This window comes from Gemmobacter aquaticus, from assembly GCF_007859075.1.
GTDB classification, from domain to species: domain Bacteria; phylum Pseudomonadota; class Alphaproteobacteria; order Rhodobacterales; family Rhodobacteraceae; genus Gemmobacter; species Gemmobacter aquaticus.
The window spans coordinates 172,260-187,328 of the sequence record NZ_VOAK01000020.1 but is presented as its reverse complement, the minus strand read 5'-3'; the positions used below and the strand labels follow the sequence as shown (position 1 = coordinate 187,328).

17 protein-coding genes are annotated in these 15,069 nt (G+C 63.7%); 10 read left to right on the top strand and 7 right to left on the bottom strand.

The genetic code is table 11. The features are described from left to right. Positions 1-140: 140 nt before the first annotated feature. On the top strand, positions 141-1,043 hold the full coding sequence (locus FQU74_RS10625) for a GntR family transcriptional regulator (RefSeq protein WP_146286444.1): 903 nt from the start codon (positions 141-143) through the stop codon (positions 1,041-1,043). 83 nt (positions 1,044-1,126) lie between these two features. After that, a complete protein-coding gene (locus FQU74_RS10620; protein WP_206665015.1) occupies positions 1,127-1,954 on the top strand; it encodes an amidohydrolase family protein in 828 nt (275 codons plus the stop codon). On the opposite strand, the gene FQU74_RS10615 is transcribed toward FQU74_RS10620, so the two are convergent. After that, positions 1,951-2,376: a Fur family transcriptional regulator gene (locus FQU74_RS10615; protein WP_146286442.1), complete on the bottom strand. Its 426-nt coding sequence runs from the start codon at positions 2,374-2,376 to the stop codon at positions 1,951-1,953. The two genes, FQU74_RS10620 and FQU74_RS10615, sit on opposite strands and share 4 nt — an antisense overlap. 113 nt (positions 2,377-2,489) lie before the next feature. Between FQU74_RS10615 and FQU74_RS10610 the strand changes: the two genes are divergently transcribed. The 4 genes from FQU74_RS10610 to FQU74_RS10595 are packed head-to-tail and all read left to right on the top strand — an operon-like array spanning position 2,490 to position 5,938. After that, entirely contained in the window at positions 2,490-3,377 is an 888-nt protein-coding gene (locus tag FQU74_RS10610; RefSeq protein WP_146286441.1) for a metal ABC transporter substrate-binding protein, read from the top strand. A 4-nt stretch (positions 3,378-3,381) separates the two neighbouring features. Then, complete coding sequence (locus FQU74_RS10605; RefSeq protein ID WP_146286440.1) at positions 3,382-4,263, top strand: manganese/iron ABC transporter ATP-binding protein; 882 nt, start codon at positions 3,382-3,384, stop codon at positions 4,261-4,263. Next, positions 4,260-5,114, top strand: coding sequence for a metal ABC transporter permease (locus FQU74_RS10600; RefSeq protein WP_146286439.1), 855 nt, complete (start codon positions 4,260-4,262; stop codon positions 5,112-5,114). Before FQU74_RS10605 ends, FQU74_RS10600 begins: the two co-directional genes overlap by 4 nt. After that, positions 5,114-5,938, top strand: coding sequence for a metal ABC transporter permease (locus tag FQU74_RS10595; protein ID WP_146286438.1), 825 nt, complete (start codon positions 5,114-5,116; stop codon positions 5,936-5,938). The genes FQU74_RS10600 and FQU74_RS10595 overlap by 1 nt, the downstream gene beginning before the upstream one ends. A gap of 72 nt (positions 5,939-6,010) precedes the next feature. On the opposite strand, the gene FQU74_RS10590 is transcribed toward FQU74_RS10595, so the two are convergent. Both FQU74_RS10590 and FQU74_RS10585 read right to left on the bottom strand, forming a co-directional pair. Then, complete coding sequence (locus tag FQU74_RS10590; RefSeq protein WP_146286437.1) at positions 6,011-6,619, bottom strand: calcium-binding protein; 609 nt, start codon at positions 6,617-6,619, stop codon at positions 6,011-6,013. 112 nt (positions 6,620-6,731) lie between these two features. Next, positions 6,732-6,977 (bottom strand): PepSY domain-containing protein, encoded by a 246-nt coding sequence (locus FQU74_RS10585; protein WP_158635576.1) that lies wholly within the window; start codon positions 6,975-6,977, stop codon positions 6,732-6,734. Between the two features lie 117 nt (positions 6,978-7,094). Between FQU74_RS10585 and FQU74_RS10580 the strand changes: the two genes are divergently transcribed. Genes FQU74_RS10580 through FQU74_RS10570 form a run of 3 tightly spaced genes read left to right on the top strand, consistent with a single transcriptional unit; the run spans position 7,095 to position 9,447 of the window. Further along, the gene (locus FQU74_RS10580; protein WP_146286435.1) at positions 7,095-7,409 is read left to right on the top strand and encodes a PepSY domain-containing protein; all 315 of its coding nucleotides are present in this window, start codon (positions 7,095-7,097) and stop codon (positions 7,407-7,409) included. Further along, entirely contained in the window at positions 7,409-8,071 is a 663-nt protein-coding gene (locus FQU74_RS10575; RefSeq protein ID WP_146286434.1) for a response regulator transcription factor, read from the top strand. The genes FQU74_RS10580 and FQU74_RS10575 overlap by 1 nt, the downstream gene beginning before the upstream one ends. Further along, positions 8,068-9,447 (top strand): sensor histidine kinase, encoded by a 1,380-nt coding sequence (locus tag FQU74_RS10570; RefSeq protein ID WP_146286433.1) that lies wholly within the window; start codon positions 8,068-8,070, stop codon positions 9,445-9,447. The genes FQU74_RS10575 and FQU74_RS10570 overlap by 4 nt, the downstream gene beginning before the upstream one ends. A 10-nt stretch (positions 9,448-9,457) precedes the next feature. On the opposite strand, the gene FQU74_RS10565 is transcribed toward FQU74_RS10570, so the two are convergent. Continuing rightward, complete coding sequence (locus tag FQU74_RS10565; protein WP_146286432.1) at positions 9,458-10,672, bottom strand: hypothetical protein; 1,215 nt, start codon at positions 10,670-10,672, stop codon at positions 9,458-9,460. 10 nt (positions 10,673-10,682) lie between these two features. Further along, complete coding sequence (locus FQU74_RS10560; protein ID WP_146286431.1) at positions 10,683-11,438, bottom strand: cytochrome c biogenesis CcdA family protein; 756 nt, start codon at positions 11,436-11,438, stop codon at positions 10,683-10,685. A 144-nt stretch (positions 11,439-11,582) separates the two neighbouring features. Here FQU74_RS10560 and FQU74_RS10555 point away from each other — a divergent pair, with 144 nt between their 5' ends. After that, positions 11,583-11,810: a sulfurtransferase TusA family protein gene (locus FQU74_RS10555; protein ID WP_146286430.1), complete on the top strand. Its 228-nt coding sequence runs from the start codon at positions 11,583-11,585 to the stop codon at positions 11,808-11,810. A gap of 33 nt (positions 11,811-11,843) precedes the next feature. On the opposite strand, the gene FQU74_RS10550 is transcribed toward FQU74_RS10555, so the two are convergent. Both FQU74_RS10550 and FQU74_RS19295 read right to left on the bottom strand, forming a co-directional pair. Next, positions 11,844-14,591 carry an Rne/Rng family ribonuclease gene (locus tag FQU74_RS10550; protein ID WP_146286429.1) on the bottom strand — a complete coding sequence of 916 codons (2,748 nt, stop codon included), beginning with the start codon at positions 14,589-14,591 and terminating at the stop codon, positions 11,844-11,846. A gap of 228 nt (positions 14,592-14,819) precedes the next feature. Further along, the gene (locus tag FQU74_RS19295) at positions 14,820-15,053 is read right to left on the bottom strand and encodes a hypothetical protein (protein WP_158635575.1); all 234 of its coding nucleotides are present in this window, start codon (positions 15,051-15,053) and stop codon (positions 14,820-14,822) included. Positions 15,054-15,069: the final 16 nt, after the last annotated feature.

Here is a 15,069-nt window from a genome sequence, read left to right as displayed (position 1 = left end):
AGGGCGCCGCAGGGCTTTGCGTCAACCATTCCAGCGCCTCCCGTCGCGTTATGGCTTTTATCATAAAGAACACTAGACATGCGGATGCGGCACTGTAAATTGTTTTTTATGCGTTCAACACAAAGAACAGGTCCGCGACCATGGCACGCACCGACACCCGATTTCGCAGCGCATATAACCAGACGCTTGACCTGCTGGCCCCCCTTGCGATTGACGCCGCGCTGCCATCGGAACTGAAACTGGCCGAGACGCTGAAAGTCAGCCGTACGGTGGTGCGCGCGATCCTGAAACGGCTGTCAGAAGAAGGGTTGGTGCAACTGGAGGGGCGGCAAAAAACCCTGCTGCGCACACCGCGCGAGGCCGATCGCGTGCCGGAACGCGACGACTACATCTCACTGCGCGAGCTTGAAGGGCGGTTCCTCGACTGGGTCTTGCGCTTCGACGTGCCCGCGGACACGCCGCTGAACGTGACCCAACTTGCACGGCGGTTTTCGGTCCCACCTCATATGTTGCAAGAGTTTCTGGCCGGGCTTGGCCAGTTCGGGCTGGTCGAGCGCCGCCCGCGCGGAGGCTGGAGCCTGCTGGGCTTTACCGCCGACTATGCGGTAGAACTTTCGGACTTTCGGCTGCTTCTGGAAGTGAACGCCGCGCGCACCGTCGTCGGACTGCCCGAGGGGCATCCGATCTGGGCCGCACTCGACGCGCTGGAGCGCGACCATCTTGACCTGCTGGGCCGGATCGAGACCGACTTCCGCGATTTCTCAAGCCTGGACGAACGGTTTCATGCGACGATCAACGGGGTGGTCAAGAACCGCTTTGTCGAGGACTTCCAGAAAGTCATCTCGCTGATTTTCCACTACCATTACCAATGGGACAAGCAGCTTGAGCGCCATCGGAACGAAGCCGCCATCGGCGAACACAGGGCGATCATCGACGCGCTGCGCTCCCGCGATCCAATGGCTGCGGAAAGGGCCGTGCGTGAGCATCTGGCCACGTCGAAAGAGACGCTGCTCGCCTCCTTGCGCGTCAACCGGCTGGTCTGAACCGGGCGGGATCAGTTGACAGGCAGGTTGACCAGCGCGTAGGTCTTTAATGATTAGATACAAACGCCATGCGAGGCTGCCGGATGATCGATTCCCATCAGCATTTCTGGCGACTTGGCCGGGGCGACTATGCCTGGCCAAATCCGTCGGTTGCGCCAATCAACCGGGACTTCGCGCCCGATGACCTGCGCGGCCTGCTAAAACGGCACGGCATCGCGCAGACCGTTCTGGTTCAGGCGACCGACTCGGTGGCCGAGACCGAGTTTCTGCTGAACATCGCGGCGACCGAGGCCTTCGTGGCAGGCGTGGTCGGCTGGGTTGACCTTTCAGCCCCTGACGCCATTGGCACCATCGACCGGCTGCGCGAGGATCGCTGGCTGAAGGGTCTAAGGCCCATGCTGCAGGGCATCGAGGATACCGACTGGATCCTGCGCCCCTCGGTCGCGCCGGTGCTTGCGCATATGGCGCAGGTTGGGCTGCGTTTCGACGCGCTGATCCAGCCCCGCCACCTGCGGGCCACAGAGACCCTTGCCCTGAGGCATCCATCGCTGCCAATCGTGATTGACCATGTGGCGAAACCCCGAATGGGCCAGCGGCAGGCCCCCGATCCGGACTGGATCAGGGGTATGCAGCGGTTGTCGGCGCTGCCAAATGTCTGGTGCAAACTGTCGGGGATGATCACCGAGATCGGCCCCGACTGGCATATCGACGATCTGCGCCCCTTTGCGCGGGTGGTGATCGACGCCTTTGGCCCTGACCGCCTGATGTGGGGCAGCGACTGGCCGGTGGTCAATCTGGCGAGTGACTATGATGCCTGGGTGACCGCAAGCCGCGAACTGCTCGCTCACCTGCCCGCCCCCGCGCAAGATCGCATCTTCAGCGGCGCGGCGCGGACGTTCTATGCGCTTTAGCGCCGCCGGCCGCTTTTGCGGCCGTAAAGCTCCAGCCGGTGCCACTCGATCTCATAGCCCAATTCGGCGGCGATCTCGGCCTGCAGGCGTTCGATTTTGTCGGAATGGAACTCGATCACCGCGCCGGTATCAAGGTCGATCAGATGGTCGTGGTGCCCACCCTCGGCCAGTTCATAGCGCGCCCCTGCCCCGTCGAATTCATTGCGCAGCACGGTGCCTGCCTTTTCCAGCACCGAGAGCGTGCGATAGACCGTCGCCTGAGACACACTTGGGTCCTGCTCCTTGGCGCGCGCCAGAATATCCTCGGCGCGGGGATGGTCCGTCGCCTCACGCAGGACATGCAGGATCGCCAGACGCTGACGCGTCACACGCACACCTTCCGTGCGCAAACCGGCTTCGATGGGATCAGATTCATCCGACATGGGAGCAATCCTAATGCGCCAATCGACAGGGCTCAAGTTGCGAATGAGTCTCAGATCCCTTGACTTATCGAGAATCGCTCTCATTATCACATACGACAGATGCAGGAGGATTCATGCGCACGTCCCTTCTTGCCCTGCTGGCCGGGCTTGCCGCCTTTCCCGCATGGGCAGACGAAATCAAGGTGGTCACGACCTTTACCGTCATCGCAGATATGGCCCGCAACGTGGCGGGCGAGCATGCAACGGTGGTGTCGGTCACGAAACCCGGGGCAGAAATCCATGGCTATGAGCCAACCCCGCGCGATCTGGTTTCGGCGCAGGATGCAGACCTGATCCTGTGGAACGGGCTGAACCTTGAACGCTGGTTTGAACAGTTCCTGTCAAATCTGGGCGACGTCCCCTCGGCGACGCTGTCCGACGGGGTTGACCCCATGCCGATCCGCGAAGGCGCCTATGAGGGCAAGCCCAATCCGCATGCCTGGATGTCGCCCACCTCGGCGCAGATCTATGTCGACAACATCGCAGCCGCCCTGGTCGCGGCCGACCCCAAAAATGCCGAGGCCTACAAGGCCAATGCCGCCGCCTACAAGGCGAAGCTCGCCGATACGCTGGCCCCCTTGCAGGCTGCCATCGCAACCGTGCCCGAGGACAAGCGCTGGCTGGTCACATGCGAGGGTGCATTCAGCTACCTCGCCCGCGATCTTGGCCTGCGCGAGGCCTATCTCTGGCCGATCAACGCCGATCAGACCGGCACGCCGCAGCAGGTGCGCCGGGTGATCGATACCGTGCGCGAGAACGCAATTCCGGTCGTATTCTGCGAAAGCACCGTCAACACCGACCCGGCCGAACAGGTGGCCCGAGAGACCGGCGCCGCCTTTGGCGGGGTGCTCTATGTCGACAGCCTGTCCGAACCCGAAGGCCCGGTGCCGACCTATCTCGACCTTTTGCGGGTAACCACCGAAACCGTGACCCGCGGCCTGACCGCCGCTGCCGGGAACTGAGATCATGTCCGAACGGCTTGCCCCTGATGACACCACGCGCGCGGGCATCAGCGCCGCCGGCGTCAATGTTACCTACCGCAACGGATTGACTGCGCTGCGCGACGCAAGTTTTGCGGTACCCAAGGGCAGCATCGCTGCACTGGTCGGCGTGAACGGCGCGGGGAAATCCACGCTTTTCAAGGCGATCATGGGCTTTGTGCCGGTGGCCTCGGGCCGGATCTCGGTCATGGGGCGCGACGTGCGCACCGCCCTGCGCGAAGGGATCGTGGCCTATGTGCCGCAAGCAGAAGAGGTGGACTGGTCCTTCCCCGTCCTTGTCGAGGATGTGGTGATGATGGGCCGCTATGGCCGCATGGGCTTTCTGCGCATTCCGCGTCCCGCAGATCACGCGGCGGTCGCAGCGGCGCTCGCCCGCGTCGGCATGTCGGACTATCGCAAACGCCAGATCGGTGAATTGTCGGGCGGGCAAAGGAAGCGCGTGTTTCTTGCCCGCGCGCTGGCGCAGGATGGGCAGGTGATCCTGCTGGACGAGCCCTTTACCGGCGTCGATGTGCAGACCGAGGAGGCGATCATTACGCTTTTGAAAGAGTTGCGCGACGAAGGCCGGGTGATGCTGGTCTCGACCCACAACCTCGGATCGGTGCCCGAGTTCTGCGATCAGGCGGTCCTCGTCAAGGGAACCGTGCTGAACTATGGCCCCACCGCGACCACTTTCACCCGCGAGAACCTTGAGCGCGCCTTTGGCGGCGTGCTGCGCCATTTCGTCCTCGGCGGGCCGGACCTGCATGATGACGAGGACGCGCGCGCCGTCACAATCCTGACCGACGACGAGCGGCCAATGGTGATTTACGACGACCGCACCCGCACCAAGGGGGGCGAGGCATGAGAGTTCTGCTCGAACCTTTCGCCTATGGCTACATGACCAATGCGATGTGGGTTTCGGCGCTGGTCGGCGGGGTGTGCGCCTTTCTGTCGGCCTATCTGATGCTCAAGGGCTGGTCGCTGATCGGCGACGCGCTGAGCCATGCCATCGTGCCGGGGGTGGCCGGGGCCTATATGCTGGGTCTGCCCTTTGCGCTTGGCGCCTTTCTCTCTGGCGGGCTGGCGGCGGGGGCGATGCTGTTTCTGAACCAGCGCACCGGGCTGAAAGAGGACACGATCATCGGCATCATCTTCACCTCGTTCTTCGGGTTGGGGCTCTTCATGATCTCGGTCTCGCCCACGCCGGTTGATGTGAAGACGATTATTCTCGGCAACATCCTTGCGATCTCGCCCGCCGATACGCTGCAACTGGCCATTATCGGCTTCGTGTCGATGGCGGTGCTTCTGGCCAAGTGGAAAGACCTGATGGCCGCCTTCTTTGACGAGAACCACGCGCGCTCCATCGGGCTGCGGCCCGAGCGGCTGCGGCTTATGTTCTTCGTGCTGCTCTCGGCCTCTTGCGTGGCGGCGCTGCAGACGGTGGGGGCGTTTCTGGTCATCGCCATGGTCGTGACGCCGGGCGCCACGGCCTATCTGCTGACCGACCGCTTTCCGCGCCTTCTGGTCTTGTCCGTCGCGATCGGGGCCAGCACCAGCCTGATCGGGGCCTATCTCAGCTACTTCCTCGACGGGGCAACGGGCGGGATCATCATCTGCCTGCAAACGGCGATCTTCCTGCTGGCCTTCGTCTTTGCGCCCAAACATGGCATGCTTGCCGCCCGACGCCGCGCAGCCGAACCGGCAGAGGTGGCTTGATGGACTGGCTTACTCCGTTCCAGTTTCCATTCATGCAGAATGCCTTTCTGGTCGCGGCATTCCTTGCCCCGCCGACCGCCCTTCTGTCCTGCTTTCTGGTTCTGAAGGGCTGGTCGCTGATGGGCGATGCGATCAGCCATGCCACCTTGCCGGGCATCGTTCTGGCCTATGTGCTGAACCTGCCCCTGATCGTCGGGGCCTTTGCCGCCGGGATGTTCTGCGCGCTTGCCGTGGGCTTTCTGAAAGAGAACAGCCGCATCAAGCAGGACACCGTGATGGGCATCGTCTTTTCCGGCATGTTCGGCCTTGGGATGGTGCTCTACACCAAGATCGAAACCGACGTGCACCTGGATCACATCCTCTTTGGAAACATGCTGGGTGTCGGTCCGGAGGATCTGTGGACAGCGGCGGTCGTGGCCCTCGGCGTGACGCTGGTCCTGCTGACGAAATGGAAGGATCTGCTGCTGCATGCCTTTGATGCGGCACAGGCCCGCACGATCGGGTTGCGTGTGGGCTGGCTGCACTACGGGCTTCTGGCGCTGATCTCGCTGACCATTGTGGCCACGCTCAAGGCCGTCGGGCTGATCCTTGCCATTGGCCTTTTGATCGCACCGGGCGCCATCGCATTTCTGCTGACGCGCGAGTTTCGCAGCATGATGGCAGTTGCGGTTGGCGTGACACTCGCGGCGATGCTGGGGGGCGTCTATCTTTCGTTCTGGATCGACAGTGCGCCTGCGCCGACGATCATCCTTCTGCTGTCGGCGGCGTTCATCCTCGCCTTCCTTTGGCGTCAGGCAGGCCACCCCGGCCGCGCGGCGCGCTGAAAGCTCAACCGGGCAAGAGCAAGGGGCGGCCCGCGCGAATGCGCCAACCGCCCCCAAGCAGACGAGACGTGATCAGATAATGAAGTCGTCGATCGTCAATTGCGAAGGGTTGATGTTTTCGATCCTTACCGTCGTGTCAGCCGACAGACGCAGGATCACGTCGTCACCCGACTGCCGGGCGCTGTCGAGCACCGCCTGCACCTGTGCCCGGCTGAAATCGTCGAACTTCAGGCGGTCAATCCCGTTCTGAAAGTCGGTGACAAGGTCACGCCCATCGCCGCGCTCGAATTCAAAGACATCCGCGCCCTTGCCACCGGTCAGTGTATCATTGCCCCGCTCACCTTCCAGCCAGTCGCGCCCAATGCCGCCATTCAGCCGATCATCGCCCGTCCCGCCCTCAAGGCTGTCGTTGCCGGCACCACCGAACAGTCGGTCATTACCAGCGTCACCCTCCAGATCGTCATTGCCGGCGTCCCCGAAGAGCAGGTCATTGCCACGGCCACCCTCCAACTCGTCCGAGCCGTTACCACCGCGCAGCTCGTCATTGTCGTCGCCGCCCTCCAGGTCATCATTTCCATCGCGACCAAAGAGGGTGTCGTTGCCAGCAAGGCCATAGAGCCAGTCGTTGCTAGACGTGCCGTTGATCGTATTGGGACCTGCGTTTCCGGTTTTACGCGCCATTCTTCATATCTCCTTCGTTCGGTATCATCATGGCAGCCCATTCTGCGGGCCTGTCCTTGATATGGGGATAGTCGGGGCCCAGTCGTAGTGATCGATCGGGCCCCGTCAGGGTTCAGTCATCTGCCTGCTTGCGCAGGATTTCGCCGGTTTTGGCATCCACGACCAGTTCGTGGCGCTGGCCATCCGCCGAGGCGACCTCGGCCTCAATCCAGTCAGCCTTGGCCTCCAGTTCGATGACGCGATAGCCCTTGGCTTCAAGCTGCGCGATCTGCGTCGACAGCTTTGGCTGGGTCTGCGCCAGCGCAGTCGTGGACGTCAGCGCGCCAACACAGATCATGGCGATCATAAGGGTCTTCATGGTGTGGTCCTTTCGATGACGCGTTTCCTGATGAATCGCTTTTTGCACATCCTTGCTGACAGGGGGCTGAGTACGCCCGTCAGGCATTTGTCAGGTTCGACACGCTATGACAGGCGCATGAAACCGATCGCCCTCCTCACCATCCTCCTTGCCACCTTCCCGCTTGCCGTCGGCGGGCAAGAGCCCGCGCTTCCCGATTTCGAGATCGCCGAAGATGCCGTCGCCCGAGGCGAGATCCTTCCGCTGGCAGAGATCCTGAAAAAGGTGCAGACAACCCATCCCGGCCGCGTGACCGAGGTAGAGCTTGAATTCAGCGACGGCATCCGGGTCTATGAGGTGGATGTCGTGACGCCGGATGGCCGGCTGATCGAGGTGGATCTGGATGCCCGCACAGGCGAGGTCATTGATTTTGAGGAGGAAGACGACGACTGATGCGCGCCCTTGTCGTCGAAGATGACCCACGGATCGCCGCCGACCTCGCCCGTGCGCTGCAATCTGCAGGCTTCCGCGTTGAACAGGCCGCCGATGGCGAGCAGGCCTGGTTCCAGGGGGGGACCGAGGGCTATGACCTGATCGTGCTCGATCTGGGCCTGCCGCGTCTGGATGGGCTGACCATTCTCAAACGGTGGCGGGAAGAGGGCGTCGAAGTTCCCGTGCTGATTTTGACGGCCCGCGGTTCCTGGAAGGAACGGGTCGAGGGGATTGACGCGGGCGCCGATGACTATTTGCCCAAACCCTTCCGCATGGAAGAGCTTCTGGCCCGCGCCCGTGCCCTTGTGCGCCGCGCCGGTGGGCGGGCCGCGGCGCAGCAGGCGGTGGGTGATCTGTCGGTCGACCTTAATCGGATGAGCGTGGCTTGTCGGGGCGTGCCGGTCAACCTGACCCCGCTTGAATTCCGGCTCGTTGCCTATCTCGCCCTGCATCACGACCGCGTCGTCGCGCCGACGGAGTTGCTGGAGCATCTCTATGGTGACGACGACAGCAAAGAGGCCAATGCGCTGGAGGCGATCATCGCGCGGCTCAGGCGCAAGCTGGGGCCCGGCATCATCGGCACGCGCCGTGGCTTTGGCTACTTCCTCGAAGGTGCTGCATGAGGGCGCAGTCGCTGCGATGGCGGCTCGGCCTGATCGGGGCGGTGGCGATCCTTGTCGCACTGGCGCTTTCGGTTCTGGGGCTGACGTACCTCTTTGACCGCCATGTCCAGCGCGTCGCCGTCGCCGATCTTGAGGCGCGGGCGCTGTCGGTGGTGGCGATGATCGACCCGGGCGGGGCGAATGGTCCCACCTTCCGCGCGACACAGGGCGATCCGCTTTATGATCAGCCATTCTCGGGTCACTACTGGCAGATTACCCTTGGCGATGAGGTGGGCAGGTCGCGGTCGCTATGGGATTTCGCGTTTCCGGCGGTCACGACCCTGCCGCCGGGCACGACCCGCGTTCTTGACCTGACTGGTCCCAAGGATGAGCCCCTGCTTGCGCTGGAACAATGGCTCGCCGTGGGCGGTGGTCCCGATCCGGTTGCCCTCCGCGTCATCGTCGCAACTGACCGCAGGGCACTCGAAACCGCGAGGCGCGGCTTTCTATCCGGCATCCTGCCGTTCCTTGGGCTGCTCGGTGTCTTGCTCGTCGGGGCATCATGGGCCCAGATCACTGTCGGCCTGCGCCCCTTGACCGAAGTCAGCGGGCGCGTCGCGGCACTGCGATCGGGGCGGCGCCCGCGGATCGGCGATGACCTGCCGCGCGAGGTTCTGCCTCTTGCCGGAGAGATCGATCAACTGCTGGACGCCCGCGACAAAGAGCTTGCGCGCGCGCGCCATCGCGCCGCTGATCTGGCACATGGCCTGAAGACCCCGCTTCAGGCCCTGCTGGGCGATGCCGCGCAAGTACGCGAACTGGGCGACCCCGAGATTGCCGACAGTATAGAGGCAATCACTGCCACCATGCAGCGGTCGGTCGACCGCGAACTGGCCCGCGCGCGCATTCAGTCGGGCCGCGCCACCGCACAGGCCGATCCGCAGCCCGTGGTCGCGCGGGTGGTCGAGGTGCTGCGTCGCACGCCCGCCGGCGCTGCGATCCTCTGGCGGATCGACATTCCATCGGGGCTCTCGATCCGCATCGACCCTGACGATCTGACAGAGGCCATTGGCGCCTTGGTCGAAAATGCTGTCCGTCATGCCGAAAGCACCGTCAGCATCCGGGCTGTTGCCTCTGCCAAATGGATCGATCTGACCATTGGCGATGACGGTCCGGGTGTGCCGGCCTCGGCGCTGGCACGCCTGACCCAGCGGGGCACCCGGCTTGACGAAGCGGGCGACGGTCAGGGCATCGGTCTGGCGATCGTTGCCGATATTGCCGAGGCCGCAGGGGGCGACCTGCTGCTGCGTAACGGCACAACCGGGCTTGAAGCCACGCTCCGTCTGGAGCGGCAGGCCGAGGATGCACCCCCACGCAGTGCAGCATGGCGCGGCTAAGGCAGCGACATCACGACAATGACGTATGCCCGCTTGCCGCGCGCTCGATCCGGCTGCGCGACGGCGGGCGGTCGGCATAGCGCTGGCCAAGCGTTTGCGGCCCGGCGGTTATACGAAAGTAATCATAATCCCAGGTGCTGCCCGGCAGATTGTCAAAGGCGCAGAGATACTGGAAATGCAGCCGGAAATACCGACGGCGCAGCTTTGCCCAGGTCTCGGGCCGCAGAGTCTGACTGAAGGCCGCCGAAAAGACCAGCGGCCAGCGCTGCCTGCTGGTCGCCACGCCCGACACCTTGACCGGATCGCAGAGGGCAAAGGCGCAGCCATCCCCCGGTGCCGTGACATCGACCCAGACTACGGCATCGGATTCCGACAGGAACCGCAGATCCGCCCGCAGACGCCCGGCATCGGGCAGGAAGCTGACCATGGGCACCACCTGCCCCAGGGTCAGAAGCGAAAGCGCCGGACCGCCGACCGGCTCGCCCGCGCGCAAGAGGTCGGCCAGAGCCGAGACCGCAAGATGCGCCCCCGAGGAGTGGCCCACGATCAGAACCTCGTCGCAGGGGTGCCGTAGTGCCTCGGCAATGTCGTGGCGAAACCGGGTCAGCCGCTCTTCCATCGCCGGTGAATAGCGCCCGCCCGCCTGCGCGGAATGGGCAAAGTCATGCATCAGGTAATAGGCGTAGATCCGGTTGTCGTGCTTCTGAAACCAGCGCAAGGTGCAGGCAATGGCCAAGGCCGCGCCCGTCAGACCGACGACCGTGGCCTGCACGCCTTCCAGAACCCCCTGCGCCAGCCACCAGACCGCGCACCCCAGCAAGAGCGCCGCAAATGCTTCGGCCATCAGCGCCGCCACCGGATAAAGTGCCGCAATGATCGGCCCCTTGCGCAGACGCATCAGCCGAAACAGGACACCCGTGCCCAGATACGCCCAGATCGTGCGCAGCATCTGCAGATAGGTGGCCGGAATTGACGCCCCCATCGAGGCCTGCACGATATCAGACCAGACCAGAACGCGGACATCGGTCTGAACGTCACGGCCCTCGATCTGGGCCTCGACGCGCCAGCCCTCTCCCCCCGCGACAGCCTGTTGCGTGATCCGATAGCCCGAAAGCTGCGCCTGCAACGCGCCTTCTTTGCGGTAAAGCTCGCGGTAGCGGCGCGGATGAAACGGATCATACCCCGGCACATAAAAGACCTGACGCCGGAAGATCGGTCCCGCCATCCCCGCCGACCTAACCCAGCGTTCCCAGGACCGGGAAGGTTTCCAGCAGGAAGAACGAAAACTCTGACAAGGCACCTGTCACAAGCGCCAGACCGACAAGGATCAGAAGCACACCCATGCTCCGCTCGATCAGCTTCATGTGACGCTTCAGCCTGGACATCACGCTGATCGACCGCTCGATGAAAAGCGCGGCCAACAGGAACGGCAGACCCAGACCTACCGCATAGCAGGCCAGAAGCAGCGTCCCGCGCGAGACATTGGCCTCGCTCGCCGCCATCGACAGGATCGCCCCCAGTTGCGGGCCGATACAAGGGGTCCAGCCAAAGGCGAAGGCAAGGCCCAGAACATAGGCGCCAAAGGTCGACCCGCCCTGATCCCCCGCATCGAGCCGGGCCTCACGGTCGAGAAACGGAATGCGGATGATCCCGAGGAAATGCAGCCCCATGACGATGACCGCCGCGCCCGAGATGCGGCTGAACAGCACCTGATTGGTCAAAAAGAACGCGCCAAAGGCCGAGGCGGTGAAGCCCAGGAACAGAAAGACCGTCGAAAGACCCAACACGAAGAACAGCGCGGGCAGCAGGATGCGCTGGCGGGCCGCCTGACTGTCCTCGCGCATCTCGGGCATCGAGATCCCGCCCATATAGGCCAGATAGGGCGGCACGATGGGCAGGACGCAGGGGCTCAGGAATGACAGGATGCCAGCCAGCGCGGCCACAGCCATCGATACGGGAAGTCCCGCGGCAAACAGGTCGAACTCGATCATGCCAATCCCTTCGCGGCGCCTGATGCGGAGATAGCGCATCGCAGGCCTGACGTCACGCGGCAGCACGTCACATCCCCGTCACCGGTTTCGTCTGGCGCAGGCGATCCGGCCTGCGCTATGAGATCCGGGCCAAAGGAACATGCCATGGATTTCGACGTCGATCTGGATTGCGAGGGGTTGCTCTGCCCCCTTCCCGTTCTTCGCGCGCGCAAGCGCCTGCTCGGATTGCCTGCCGGATCGGTACTTAGGCTGCGGGCGACTGATGGCATGGCCGCAGTCGATCTGCCACATTTTTGCGGACAGTCCGGGCATGAATATATCGGCAGCGAACCCATCGGTGCAGCAACCGCCTATTTCATTCGCCGCAAATGAAAACGCCGGGCTGGTCGCCCGGCGTTTCAATGTTCAGCGGCCCAGCGACCACCAGCCCTTGCGACGCGGCCGGTTGTCGTCGGCGTCGTCAGCGGCGGGTTCGTTTGCCTGAGGATCGGGGCTTAGGGCCTCTGCCAACGGAGCTTCAGACACGTCCGGCTGAAGTGGCGGCAGGTCAACGGCGACCTCGGCGACAGGCACCAGAGCCATGGTTTCCGGCGCGGCCACAGCCTCTGGGGTTGCGTCCGGGGCAAGGGTTGCGTTCGGGGCAACCTCGGCTGCTGGCTTTGCTTTCGGCTTGGCACGGCTGCGCTTGGGCTTGGCCACGGGCTCTTCCGCCGCTGCGGCGGGCGCCTCAGCCGGGGCCTCTTCCGCCTCGGCTGCCGGAGCCGCCGCTTTCGCCGCGCGCGACCGGGTCGATTTGGCTGCCGGCTTGCGTGCCGATCCGCGAGCGGACTTGGCAGGCTTTTCGACCGCCTCAGCCTCAACCGGGGCGACAACCTCTGCGGCGTCTGCCGTGGCCTCCGCGGCCACTTCGCTGACAGCGGCGGCTTCAGCCTCTGTCACGACGTCGGCGACGGCCTCATCACCCTCGGCGTCATCGCCCTCGGCATCCTCATCTGACGATGCGGCGCCCTGGCCTTCGACCCCGTCCTTGCCCTTGCCACCACGGCGGCGCGGACGACGGCGGCGCTTTTTCTTGCTGCCGTTCCCAGCAGCCTCGGCCGCAGCGGGTTCGGGCCGGGCCTCGGCGACAACTTCCTCGACCTCGTCCTCGTCATCCAGCGGCAGTTCAGGATCGTCCTCGTCCTCATCGACGGGGGCGCCCATAAAGGCGGCGCTGCCGGAAATCACGCTCGAGGCCTCGGGCACAACACGGGTCGCCGTCTTGAACTTCTCGATCGAGAAATCGGGCGAAACCAGATGCGGGTCGGCCTCAAGCCGCACCGCCATGCCATAGCGTGCCTCGATCAGCGCGATATGCTCACGCTTGTGGTTGATCAGATAGTTGATCACCGCGACCGGCGCCTTCAGCAGCACCTCTTTCGACCGCTTCCGCGTGCCCTCTTCCTCAAGCGCGCGCAGGATCGTCAGCGCAAGGCTGTCGTCCGAGCGGATAAGGCCCGTGCCATGGCAGTGGGGGCAAGGCTGTGTCGTCGATTCCAGCATGCCCGGACGCAGGCGCTGGCGGCTCATCTCCATCAGGCCGAAGCCAGAGATGCGGCCCACCTGAATCCGCGCGCGGTCGGTTTTCAGCTTGTCCTTCAGGCGCTTCTCGACGGCCGAGTTGTTGCGCCGCTCTTCCATGTCGATGAAGTCGATGACGATCAGCCCGGCAAGGTCGCGCAGGCGCAACTGGCGGGCAATCTCCTCGGCGGCCTCAAGGTTGGTCTTGAGCGCGGTTTCCTCGATCGAGCCTTCCTTGGTGGCGCGGCCCGAGTTCACGTCGATGGCCACCAGCGCCTCGGTCACGCCGATGACGATGTAGCCTCCTGACTTCAGCTGCACGACCGGGTTGAACATGCCGGCGAGGTAGGTTTCGACCTGATAGCGCGCAAACAGCGGCATATCGCCCGCGTAACGCTGCACCACGCGGGCGTGGTTGGGCATGATCATGCGCATGAAGTCCTTGGCGGTACGGTAGCCCGCCTCGCCTTCGACCAGAACCTCGTCAATCTCGCGCGAGTAGAGATCGCGGATCACGCGCTTGATAAGGTTGCCCTCTTCATAGATCGGCGCCGGGGCGATCGATTTCAGCGTAAGCTCGCGGATCTCTTCCCACAGCCGCATGAGGTATTCATAGTCGCGGCGGATTTCCTGCTTGGTGCGTTTGGCACCTGCGGTCCGGATGATCAGACCCGCACCTTCCGGCACCTCCATCTCGGAAGCGATTTCTTTCAGCTTCTTGCGATCGGCAGCCTGGGTGATCTTACGGCTGATGCCGCCACCACGCGCCGTGTTGGGCATGAGCACGCAGTAGCGCCCTGCCAGCGACAGATAGGTCGTCAGCGCGGCGCCCTTGTTGCCACGCTCTTCCTTGACCACCTGCACCAGCATGATCTGGCGCACCTTGATCACTTCCTGGATCTTGTAGCGGCGATGGCGCGGCTTGCGCGGCTGTTGGATCTCCTCGGCGACGTCCTCTTCGGCGATCGATTCGATCTCGTCGTCGATCTCCGAAGCGTGGTCGACAGCGGCATAGGCCTGCTCGTCACGCTCCGAAGCAACGGCGGCGCGCGATTCGTTGCGCTGCACCAGAAGCGGCTCATCGCCGTTTTCTTCGCCCAGATCGATCACGTCCATGCCGGCGATCGCGCGCGGCGCGACCGGTGCATCTGCGGCAGGCTCGGCCGCAGGCGCTTCGGCGGGCACCTCAGCCACGACAACGGCATCCTCAACCTCGACCACCGCGGGGGCGGGGGCGGGGCGCTCTCCCCCACGGTCACGACGACCGCGCTGCGGGCGGGCGTCTTCCTCATCCTCGGCGCGCGCCAGCGCACGCTCTTCCTCGAGCAGCGCTTTGCGGTCGGCGACGGGGATCTGGTAATAGTCGGGATGGATCTCGGCAAAAGCCAGAAAGCCGTGCCGGTTCCCGCCGTAGTCGACGAAGGCCGCCTGCAGCGAGGGTTCGACCCGTGTCACCTTTGCGAGGTAGATATTTCCCTGAAGCTGACGCTTGTTTACGGTCTCAAAGTCGAATTCCTCGACCTTGTTTCCATCCACCACCACAACGCGGGTTTCTTCCGCGTGGGTGGCGTCGATGAGCATTTTCTTTGCCATGGTGTTCCATTGCGCCTGCGCATGGCCAGTGTGACGGCACTCCCCCAGGGGAGGCACCGGTCAGGGTCTGGTCAAGCGGATGGCGACTTGTTCGGGCGAGGCTGCGCAATGCATGGATCGCAGGGGGACGCACGGGCCCCCTGTCGGATCTCAAGTCATCAATCGCGCGGTTCATCGCGGTTCGTATTCCCGGGCGCAAAAGCGCCCAATCTGGTCAGGCCGACGCATTCAACATGCGATCGGGCAAACAATCGGCCTTTCGGCCAGCGAAATCTGCGAGGCCATGCGCACCCGGACCTGTAGCCCGGACCACGCCGACAGCAGCAAAACTGTGAACGTGGGGATCGCGTTCATGACGGAACTCCCCACGTTCCATGACATTACGGTGAGCCTGTCTAAAAAGACAATGGGAAAATTCTGCTGCCCATCTATCGTGATGAAGCGGAAAATCAATTTCATCATGCAATAGCGGGAGACG

Bases quoted from the DNA above. Each gene is read 5' to 3' on its own strand.
- FQU74_RS10590 (WP_146286437.1), bottom strand. From the start codon at position 6,619: ATGGCGCGTAAAACCGGAAACGCAGGTCCCAATACGATCAACGGCACG.
- FQU74_RS10550 (WP_146286429.1), bottom strand. From the start codon at position 14,591: ATGGCAAAGAAAATGCTCATCGACGCCACCCACGCGGAAGAAACCCGC.
- FQU74_RS10595 (WP_146286438.1), top strand. From the start codon at position 5,114: ATGGACTGGCTTACTCCGTTCCAGTTTCCATTCATGCAGAATGCCTTT.
- FQU74_RS10560 (WP_146286431.1), bottom strand. From the start codon at position 11,438: ATGATCGAGTTCGACCTGTTTGCCGCGGGACTTCCCGTATCGATGGCT.
- FQU74_RS10565 (WP_146286432.1), bottom strand. From the start codon at position 10,672: ATGGCGGGACCGATCTTCCGGCGTCAGGTCTTTTATGTGCCGGGGTAT.
- FQU74_RS10585 (WP_158635576.1), bottom strand. From the start codon at position 6,977: ATGAAGACCCTTATGATCGCCATGATCTGTGTTGGCGCGCTGACGTCC.
- FQU74_RS10600 (WP_146286439.1), top strand. From the start codon at position 4,260: ATGAGAGTTCTGCTCGAACCTTTCGCCTATGGCTACATGACCAATGCG.
- FQU74_RS10555 (WP_146286430.1), top strand. From the start codon at position 11,583: ATGGATTTCGACGTCGATCTGGATTGCGAGGGGTTGCTCTGCCCCCTT.
- FQU74_RS10575 (WP_146286434.1), top strand. From the start codon at position 7,409: ATGCGCGCCCTTGTCGTCGAAGATGACCCACGGATCGCCGCCGACCTC.
- FQU74_RS10605 (WP_146286440.1), top strand. From the start codon at position 3,382: ATGTCCGAACGGCTTGCCCCTGATGACACCACGCGCGCGGGCATCAGC.
- FQU74_RS10580 (WP_146286435.1), top strand. From the start codon at position 7,095: ATGAAACCGATCGCCCTCCTCACCATCCTCCTTGCCACCTTCCCGCTT.
- FQU74_RS10610 (WP_146286441.1), top strand. From the start codon at position 2,490: ATGCGCACGTCCCTTCTTGCCCTGCTGGCCGGGCTTGCCGCCTTTCCC.
- FQU74_RS19295 (WP_158635575.1), bottom strand. From the start codon at position 15,053: ATGATGAAATTGATTTTCCGCTTCATCACGATAGATGGGCAGCAGAAT.
- FQU74_RS10570 (WP_146286433.1), top strand. From the start codon at position 8,068: ATGAGGGCGCAGTCGCTGCGATGGCGGCTCGGCCTGATCGGGGCGGTG.
- FQU74_RS10615 (WP_146286442.1), bottom strand. From the start codon at position 2,376: ATGTCGGATGAATCTGATCCCATCGAAGCCGGTTTGCGCACGGAAGGT.
- FQU74_RS10625 (WP_146286444.1), top strand. From the start codon at position 141: ATGGCACGCACCGACACCCGATTTCGCAGCGCATATAACCAGACGCTT.
- FQU74_RS10620 (WP_206665015.1), top strand. From the start codon at position 1,127: ATGATCGATTCCCATCAGCATTTCTGGCGACTTGGCCGGGGCGACTAT.